Origin of the sequence: Vibrio sonorensis, assembly GCF_001854765.1 — a bacterium.
Lineage (GTDB): Bacteria > Pseudomonadota > Gammaproteobacteria > Enterobacterales > Vibrionaceae > Vibrio > Vibrio sonorensis.
On record NZ_LJJE01000124.1, the window covers coordinates 128,656 to 137,458 of the forward strand.

8 protein-coding genes and 2 pseudogenes are annotated in these 8,803 nt (G+C 40.6%); 3 read left to right on the plus strand and 7 right to left on the minus strand.

Annotation, left to right across the window (positions count from 1 at the left end; all coding sequences use genetic code 11):
- Positions 1 to 60: 60 nt before the first annotated feature.
- From BLO31_RS22340 to BLO31_RS23365, 4 genes are all read right to left on the minus strand, one after another.
- Complete coding sequence (locus tag BLO31_RS22340) at positions 61 to 636, minus strand: NAD(P)H-dependent oxidoreductase (protein ID WP_070972150.1); 576 nt, start codon at positions 634 to 636, stop codon at positions 61 to 63.
- 45 nt (positions 637 to 681) lie between these two features.
- Entirely contained in the window at positions 682 to 1,041 is a 360-nt protein-coding gene (locus tag BLO31_RS22345) for a MerR family transcriptional regulator (RefSeq protein WP_245688559.1), read from the minus strand.
- A gap of 176 nt (positions 1,042 to 1,217) precedes the next feature.
- The gene (locus BLO31_RS22350; protein ID WP_070972156.1) at positions 1,218 to 1,457 is read right to left on the minus strand and encodes an RNA recognition motif domain-containing protein; all 240 of its coding nucleotides are present in this window, start codon (positions 1,455 to 1,457) and stop codon (positions 1,218 to 1,220) included.
- Between the two features lie 181 nt (positions 1,458 to 1,638).
- Complete coding sequence (locus BLO31_RS23365; RefSeq protein WP_084660000.1) at positions 1,639 to 2,496, minus strand: response regulator; 858 nt, start codon at positions 2,494 to 2,496, stop codon at positions 1,639 to 1,641.
- Between the two features lie 373 nt (positions 2,497 to 2,869).
- On the opposite strand from BLO31_RS23365, the pseudogene BLO31_RS22360 reads away from it, so the two are divergent.
- A pseudogene (locus BLO31_RS22360) lies at positions 2,870 to 3,642 on the plus strand (substrate-binding periplasmic protein).
- 181 nt (positions 3,643 to 3,823) lie between these two features.
- On the opposite strand, the pseudogene gltS reads toward BLO31_RS22360, so the two are convergent.
- Positions 3,824 to 5,049 (minus strand): annotated as a pseudogene (gene gltS / locus BLO31_RS22365) (sodium/glutamate symporter).
- 287 nt (positions 5,050 to 5,336) lie between these two features.
- On the opposite strand from gltS, the gene BLO31_RS22370 reads away from it, so the two are divergent.
- Positions 5,337 to 5,558 (plus strand): VF530 family protein, encoded by a 222-nt coding sequence (locus BLO31_RS22370; protein WP_070972159.1) that lies wholly within the window; start codon positions 5,337 to 5,339, stop codon positions 5,556 to 5,558.
- Between the two features lie 114 nt (positions 5,559 to 5,672).
- Here BLO31_RS22370 and BLO31_RS22375 read toward each other — a convergent pair whose 3' ends face one another.
- Together BLO31_RS22375 and BLO31_RS22380 are read right to left on the minus strand one after the other, a co-directional pair.
- Positions 5,673 to 6,047 (minus strand): hypothetical protein, encoded by a 375-nt coding sequence (locus BLO31_RS22375; protein ID WP_070972163.1) that lies wholly within the window; start codon positions 6,045 to 6,047, stop codon positions 5,673 to 5,675.
- Between the two features lie 186 nt (positions 6,048 to 6,233).
- The gene (locus BLO31_RS22380; RefSeq protein ID WP_084660001.1) at positions 6,234 to 7,433 is read right to left on the minus strand and encodes a tetratricopeptide repeat protein; all 1,200 of its coding nucleotides are present in this window, start codon (positions 7,431 to 7,433) and stop codon (positions 6,234 to 6,236) included.
- A gap of 694 nt (positions 7,434 to 8,127) precedes the next feature.
- Here BLO31_RS22380 and BLO31_RS22385 point away from each other — a divergent pair.
- Positions 8,128 to 8,803 (plus strand): hypothetical protein (locus BLO31_RS22385; protein WP_139159089.1); only part of this gene is annotated, 676 nt, incomplete at its 3' end.

Genomic DNA, 8,803 nt, shown 5'->3' on the forward strand with positions numbered 1-8,803 from the left:
TCAAAAAGCTGCAATAACTCTTACTTTTTCTATGCAACAAAACGGTGTGTTCGAAAAGTATCAACGCAACCGGAAAGCCAATTTTGATACTTTGTCCAACCAACGCTTCCTCTTTTTACTATCAGAATCTATTACTGGCCCGATATACATTGAAGATTGATTTTTAATTCCTGAAAAATCCAAAATAGATGTTTTCAGTTGTTTGTAAATTACGTTGCCCTTGAAGTACTTGTAAAAAAACGGGGGAGTATCCATGGTGATGACGAGATCTGAGCTTCGCCCAGACAGCAATTTTTCTGGAAAGGTTTTGCCTTCTACATATCTAAACGCAAAATCGGGTAGAAACACTCTGTCTATTAAGCCTTTAAACTTTGCAGGTAAGGTTCCCCACCACACTGGGCTTACAATCACAACATGCTCAGACCATAGCACTAGCTCTTGAAAGTGAAGTAAGTCTGGCTCCAAAGTTTCCAAGTTGTCATAACCTGCGTCCAAACTAACCTGAAAATCCATTTCACTGATGTGAACTTGCTTTACTTGGTGATTTAAAGCGGCGCTTTTAGCATAATTATCGGCAATAGATTTACAAAAACTATCTTGTTTAGGATTGGCATTAACCACGAGTACTCTTTTCATTTAACCACTGTCCAAAAATAAGAAAAGAGTAGTTTAAGGTCTTACCTATAGGTGAGAGTCAACCCCTTCTAAGCAAAAAGTTATCGACTCTCTATAGTTCTGTATTTCTGTTTTTTGCGCTTTCAGCCGTTGTATCTCTGCTTCAACGTCGTGTTCCTTTTCAATGAGAAAGTTTCTAACCACTTGCCAATCAAACTCCTCTTGGCCTTTTTTAAGACTGACCATTTCAGAGAGCTGAATTCCCAACTTTTGCCCCTCTTTAATGATCTTTATGAGGTTGATATTGGCATCATTGTAAACGCGATATTTTCCTGAACGCGAAACTTCTAGCAGGCCAAGAGATTCGTATAGCCGAATCGCTCTTTGCGTTGCTCCTGTCAGCTCTGAGGCTTCTTTTATAAACACGATACTCTCCATAATCGATAAACATGGGCAAAAACAGACTGCGTGTTTACGGATAGAAAATCAAGGCATACTTCCCGTATTAAGGACCAAATGTTTGACTGAATGGACAGGTATTCCACTGCGAAAGAAAATCCGGAACTAAAAAGGGAGCCGATGAACTGGCTCCCCCTGCTGGCTTAGCTTTGAGCGATTTTTACGCGGATTTTACTGTTCGCGACCTTAGTGAGGTTTAGGCTATTTAAGGCTGTTTTCGCTTCGTTATCGTCAGGCATTTCAAGGAAAGCAAAGCCTTTAGACAGACCGGTTTCTTGATCGAGAACTAAATTGCATTCGGTAACACTGCCGTGGGCAGAGAACAGAACGCGAATCTCTTGCTCTGTTGTCGTTCGCGCTAAGTTGCGCACTAAAAGTTTCATAATATTTTTGCCTAGTATAAGTTGCCGCGCAATTGTCGCAGGTAAGCAAGAACAAACCAAGTGGTGATTGAAGTTAAAAACAAAATAGAGCAAGAAACAGCAGGGGGTAGTGTGTATTCTATACGCCCCCTTGAGCGTACATAGTGCAAACTAGCTAAGCCATATAGGCGTCATTACCAATTCAGTCGCGCTTCATCAAGGCCTTACCAACTTCTCGATATATCTCTACCACGTTAACTGGCTTGGTTAGGTACTTCACCACATTCAGAGTAGCAGCGGTGTTGAGTTCATCGATACGCGAACTAGAACTTAACATCAGTACTTTAATATCCGGGGCAAATTTTTGAATCTCAACAATTGCATCCAATCCAGACTGCCTTGGCATATTTTGGTCCATAACGATGAGTTCAGGTTTGAACAACTGGGTTTTTTCAACCGCTTCTACGCCGTCAGAAGAGGTTTCAACGGAAAACCCTACCGCTGTAAGCTTTCGCTCTAGTAGGTTGCGAATCATCATAGAATCGTCAACCACTAAAACGCGCTTGCCAAGCAAAATGTTATAAGTGTCGTCGGTTAGAACAATTTTGAATATTAGACTGCCCACATCTAAAGCCATTATCACAATTCGCGATTTGCAACCGTAGTAAGGCATAGATACAACGCTGTTTTCTTTCATCTCCGGCGGAGACATACAAGCGCTAAACCCTATAGCTTCCCAATCGGTTAAGGTGAGGCCTACAGCAGTATTTAGCAGTTCACAAAGATAGTCGTCTCGGTGTTCCAATTTTTCGGGTGCACCTATTCTTTTTGCCAGAGACATCGCTACACAGTTTGCCACTTCAGTATCATCAAAACAGAAATGCACTGCGCCGCTAATGTTCTTTCTCAAATGGCTAAACTTAATGGTATACGTTTGTGCATAGATAGAGTTGGGGCGGGATTCCTCTTTGATAATGGTGCGCCGCACATCAATGTTAGCCATTTCACTGAGTACCCTTTCGGTCACATTAGCCATTACATTAATGTACTCATCTTTCATACAAACCCCCTGCGAAACAGACAAAAAGTGTCATAAAAACAATAAATTGGAACAGGACAAGTCGAACAACAACACCGCTGAATCTAAAAATCTCATCACTTGTATAATTAATATTAATATCAATTAACCATTTGTCACAATTATTGTTAAAAATTGCCTCAAGAATGCAGTCTCTAATCTCAAAACCGTGCTTTGCCCCTCAAGAGATACCCTTCAAAACAAATTGCAACACGCAGCAAAACCAGGAGAACTAAGCCCGTTTAGCCATAGCCAGAAACCGAAACAAGCTGAATTAATTACCCCCTCCCCTTTTGAACTCGTCATCTGTGGACTAACTTTAGTATTAGATAGCTTTTGGAACGAGAGATGTGTGATGCAAAGTAATTCTATCGGTCATGTACTGGTCATCCTTGCGGTATGGTTGGTATCTTTTAACGTACAAAGCAGCCAAAACGACCTGAGAGAGGTTTCCTTTTATACCGAGGAATACCCACCGGCCAATTTTCAAAAAGACGGCAAAATAGCGGGACACTCGGTTGAGATCCTTATGCAAGCCAGCGCCCTAGTTGGCGAGCCTATATCGGAATCTCAGCTAACTCTTCAACCTTGGTCCTTGTCTTACAGCACTGTGTTAACGCAAAAAAACTCGGTTCTTTTTTCTACCACTCGGTCGGCTCATAGAGAAAACTTGTTTCAGTGGGTTGGTCCTATTGTCGATGTGAAACTTGTCGTTCTAGCACGCAAAGATTCCAACATTAAAATTGACGACCCGATACAGATGGCCAACTACCGCATCGGTGTAATAAGAGACGGTATAGGCGAGCAAACTCTACTTGAACTCGGTATACCGAGATATTCCATGCAAGAAGGGACACACGCTACTGTGCTTGTTGAGCAGCTAATGAAAAAACGTATCGATTTACTCGTTTATGGCGAACGTGGTGCTTATTGGTGGTCGAAACAAGCTGGCGTGGACCCAAGTCTATTTGAAACTATTTATATCCTCCAAGAAGGCAGTATTTACTTTGCGTGAATCGCAACACGGATAGAGAAGTAGTGGAGAAACTCCAAAGAGGGCTGGATCTTCTCAAGAAAAAAGACAGTTCAGGCCAAAGCCAATATCAACAAATTTTAGAACGGTATTAGTACATCCACTTATAGGTGGAGAAGCATGAATATCCATTACACTGCGCTATCGAACTTGCATTTATCGATATAAAAATGGTTTTGGGCGACACTTGTTTTCAATCTCGGGAATTGCCTAAACAAAGTTAGCGCCTTCCCCGAAACTGAAACTGAAACTCGCTAGCTTCTACCATCCTTTGCGCTAGGCAATCAGAGTTAAGAAATATGGAATGATCAGCGCATTCGCCAAATCAATGAAAAATGCGCAGACCAAGGGAACAATAATAAAGGCTTGGTGCGAATTGCCATATTTTTGCGCCACTGCCGACATATTGGCCATTGCCGTCGGGGTTGACCCCAAAGAGATCCCTCCAAAGCCCGAACACACTACCGCTGCGTCATAAGTTTTACCCATTAACGGAAAAACAACGAATACAGCAATGGCTATCGCCACAATAAACTGAGCCCCTAAGATAGCAAAAATGGGTCCTGCTAAGTCTACCAGTGCCCAAAGCTGCATGCTCATTAACGACATAGCTAAGAAGCACCAAGCGCCATATCCGCTATCAAGGCAACCGCTGGTTGGCGACTTGGCCAGCGAGTCCCTGTTAATCTAGGGTAAGAATCTGGAATTAAGTTAGAAATTAATATACCGGCAAACAAACAAGAGACAAATAAAGGCAGTTGTAAACCTAGTTCGCTAATCCCTTCATTTAGCACTGCACCGAGAATGATACACAGGTGAATAGCCAACATAGCATCGAGAAAATCGTAAGCATTTATCGAGGGTTGCGGCTTATCTTTTGCCGTACCTACATCCATCTTTTCAACTTTTACTGGTTTAAGCTGGTGTTTGTTGATCAGATACTTAGCAATCGGACCTCCCATCAAACTTGCCAAAATCAGACCAAACGTTGCACTGGCGACCCCTATTTCCATTGCGGTATTTAGATCAAACATTTCAGCAATCCTAGGCGACCAAGCAATGGCGGTGCCATGACCACCAATCAGTGACACCGACCCGCTAAGCATACCAACCGCTTCAGGTTGACCAAGCAAGACGGCCATACCAATCCCTGTGGCATTTTGAATCAACATATAACCTATGGTGATCACTAGTAAGATGATTAAAGGTTTGCCACCTTTGAGTAGGTCTTTCAAACTGGCATTTATACCAATGGTGGTAAAGAAGTAGACTAAAAGTAGATCTCGGGTTGCCAAGTCAAACTGAACATCAACGCTGAAGATATAGTGAACAACGGCAAACAGAATAGAGACCAGAATACCGCCGGAGACAGGCTCGGGAATACTAAACTCTTTTAAAAAATGACTGGCTTGAGTCAACCGTCTACCCAAGAAGAGGACAATAATCCCCAAAGTCACTGCAAGGAAAGACTCAATATGCAAAACGCCCTCAATAAAATTCATAGACTCTCCTCACCAACAATATTTTATGTAAGTGATTAGGATAGTGTCTGCATGCATATGATGCCAAGCGATATTTAATACTGAGCGTACTGAATCTTACTTTTGCTTAGCAAAGGTGAAAGGATTACCGAAGCGGACTAACCAACAATATTGAAACAACTGAAGTGGGGTTGTCAGCGGCAGCCCTATATCCGCAATACACAAAGCCTTGATAAAGCGTTTAATGCAATCTCTAACCCGTACTATGTTAGACTAGCGGATGATACAGTACTTTAGGAATACTCTAGATGAGCCAAGAACAACCAAATAACCCACTGCACGGTTTGACCCTAGAGAAAATTCTCGTGCGTTTACAAGAACATTATGGGTGGAAAGGCTTAGATTCCGAGATCCAGTTAAACTGCTTCTACAACAACCCGTCGATTAAGTCATCGCTTAAGTTTTTGCGCCGCACGCAGTGGGCAAGAGACAAAGTAGAAGTGCTCTACATTAAAACGTTCTGCAAATAGCAAATGTTGCAGACAAGAGTTCAGAGCGGACCAAAAAATCACCTTAGGTAACACCAAAATTAACGCATAGTCTCGTTACTCCCTTGCGATTAAGGGAGTAACTACTTATACATACTAAAAGCAAACCTTAGAACGATAAACACCCTGCACGATATGTACTATTTTTTGATTCTCAGAAACAAAGCGTGCTCCCCCAGTGTGTAAACAACCCGCTTGATTAGTTTCAACAGCACATTGATAAAACACCTGACCTTGAGGTACCTGATCATCAGCTTCATCACCCCCTACTTGGATCCCTCTTTGTTCCAAGTCCTCAATTATATGGCAAGAAAGACCTAGCTGCTTGAACTGCTGTAAAACTGTGGCAGTCGAATCTCCGATGCTAACATTGGAAAATGCATCTTCGAGTTTTTCTTGCGGCATTTTTGCACAAGATATTATCCCCATGCTCAAGAATAGAATTCCTATAATTTTACCAACTGATTTCATTAGTACTTCCCAAACTTAACGCGCAACTAAGGCGTAAAAAGAAATAAAGCAAGGCACATAAAAAATAAGCATCTTGCTGCGTAAATACTAGAATTAAGGGGGGGTAACTAGTTCTTCCCCCTCGACTCTATCAAATAAGCGTCTTTTCCTTATGCGTCATGCCTACCTAACTAATAGACAAACTTTTTAGCTTTTCTTATTTTCGTTGCGAGCGCGTTTGGCTTCAGCAAACTGGTATTCATATATATCGGTTAAAATTGTTAACTTTCTACTCGTTGTTTCCTTTAGCGTCGAAAGACTATCATTATCAAGCGGATCAAGAATGCTTATCGCCTCTTCGAGTTGGCTTTTTGCCAGACTGTTCTGTAAATATAAAGCTGAGAAATCGCCATATGAACGCGCCAAAATAATTTTATTAATCGCCAAATTCACTTTAAAATCATAGGTATCTTTAGTTTTAAAGTAATTTATAGCCTGAACTTGCTCCTTGTTTTTATGCATAAAATACCCGATAAATTTAAGGTCGCCTCTGTTAGCGAACTCATATACTCCAGGAGCCAACTGCTTATATTCGTTCCGTTTTAAGAAATATTGGTGTCTATCTATCAGATCATAGTGTTCTGTTACGATTGATTTCGCGAGTTCTTTGCGCTTATCCTCGCTCAAAGTTCCAGTTACCTCTTCGAACAACTCACGTTCATCTTGCCTAGCCGGTGAGTCATATGCACCCATAATCGTTGCTAAAGCACCCCAAACGTAAGCCTGCTCTTGCTGATCTTTTTGCTTATAGAGAACCATAAGTTCCGATGCGAGTGGACCTATTTTCTCTTTGTCCCAACCAGTATAATCTTGGTTCAAAAATGCTAGGTTGTATTGAAGTTGCTTGTCACTATTCGACTGTTCTTTATATAAAATTCCTAACAGCCTATTACTAATTTTGCTACCGTTATCTAAAGCTTTTAGCAAGAGCTGTTCAGCTTTAATAAAGTCTTTTTCTACACCGAAACCTTGCATATATAGAATGGCGAGATTATCTTGACCACGAAAATCCCCCAGATCAGCGGCTGTTTTATAGTACTTTGCAGCAATTTCGTATTTTTCCGTTTTCTGGTTAATAGAACCCAAATTGAAAGCAGCTGCTGCGCTGCCTTGTTCGTAGGCAATAATTAAGTACTCTTCGCCCTTTACTTTGTCTTCTTCAAAACCATTCTTACCAAAATAATAATTAATCCCAACTTCTACTTGGCTTTCAATATCTCCACTATCTGCACTACTTATTAAAGTACTTTGGGTCGAGGAACAGGCAACCAAGAACATAAGTGAAAAGAAAAACAACCTTTTTGCGGCTCTACTCATTAATATGTATCCATCATTTAATTTTTCCATGTAACTATCGGGTAATACACCGAAATGCGCACCCGACCAACGCTACAGCCATTGAGCAATCAATCTACCTCACCAATTAATGCAATTAAACACATATGATTATTCTTGAGATTGTTACCGTCTAAACTATGAGACTGGTCACGCTGTTCAATCTTTAATAGAAGTATCTATTTGGAAATATTAAGAAAAATTGGAATGCCCTTTTCATATGCTCTCACGTGGTTCAGTGAAACGAGCAAATTACACATGTCATTTTAAGTAGTGAGGCAGGCCTACGCGCCCTTAAGATAGCCAAAAAGCTGTTGCTGCGTTTAATGACATGATCGCAAACTCTAACATCTGATAACCTCAGCTTTTGCAAAACAGCTCCTCTTGTTTATACCTTACATTCACGGAGCTCTGCTGCACCACAAAGTCTGACTAAACTCCTCTATATCACCTTTATTATTAATTACATTTGATTATTTACTTAATTTTGCATAACTAATTTTACTTAAAAAAAAGATGCCATGTTAATCCAAACATTAAAGAGATAATTTCTTACAAGTAAAACCAAGTTCGTGGAAAATTTCTTTTAACATATTTTCATATCAAAAGTTTTTTTATTCAATCTAATTGATTTGATATTTGTTTAGATTTGTTTCATGAAATATTTACTTCTTATATATCTGTTAAATATTGGAATTTTTTAACTATGAACAAGAGCAAATTGGCAGTATCGATCGCAGTTATTTTGGCTATTAGTTTGACTGGTTGTAATGATGAAAATGGCAGCGACATTTATAAGCCACCAGAAAGCGATAAACTTAACGAAAACAGTAATCAAATCAACCCTTATATTAAATTGTACACTCAAACCACTCGACCGATATTAGATACTACAGGTAAATTAATTAGGGATGAATCTGGCCGAGTTTTAGTTGGACTAATAGAAAACGGTCTGCCTACCGGTGAAAAGCGGATGGAACTTGTTGATAGCAGTTTATCCCCTGTTGTTAATGATACCGGGGAGTTCAACCTGAGTTCAGTAAGTTTTCCCCTCATGGATAGTGAGGGCTATTTAATTGATGATACTGGTAAACGCTTAATCACTAACGCCGGGTTGATAGGGAAGCCCGTAACTGATAATGACGGTGATTTGGTTTTTGATGCCGATGGAGCAGTGTTAATAGATTTGTATAGTGAAGATGGCGTTTTATTTGGTAAAAAAGCCAACTCGTATCTCGGCGATTCTGGCTGGACCGGCAAAAAAGCGACGATATTGGTGTCTGAAGGTGAGACTATCACCAACGCCGATGGTAAAGCGGTCACAGTCAACAGTAAGGAATTGGAAGCGGTCACTACTGACGGTGGAGACCTAGTAACAACCT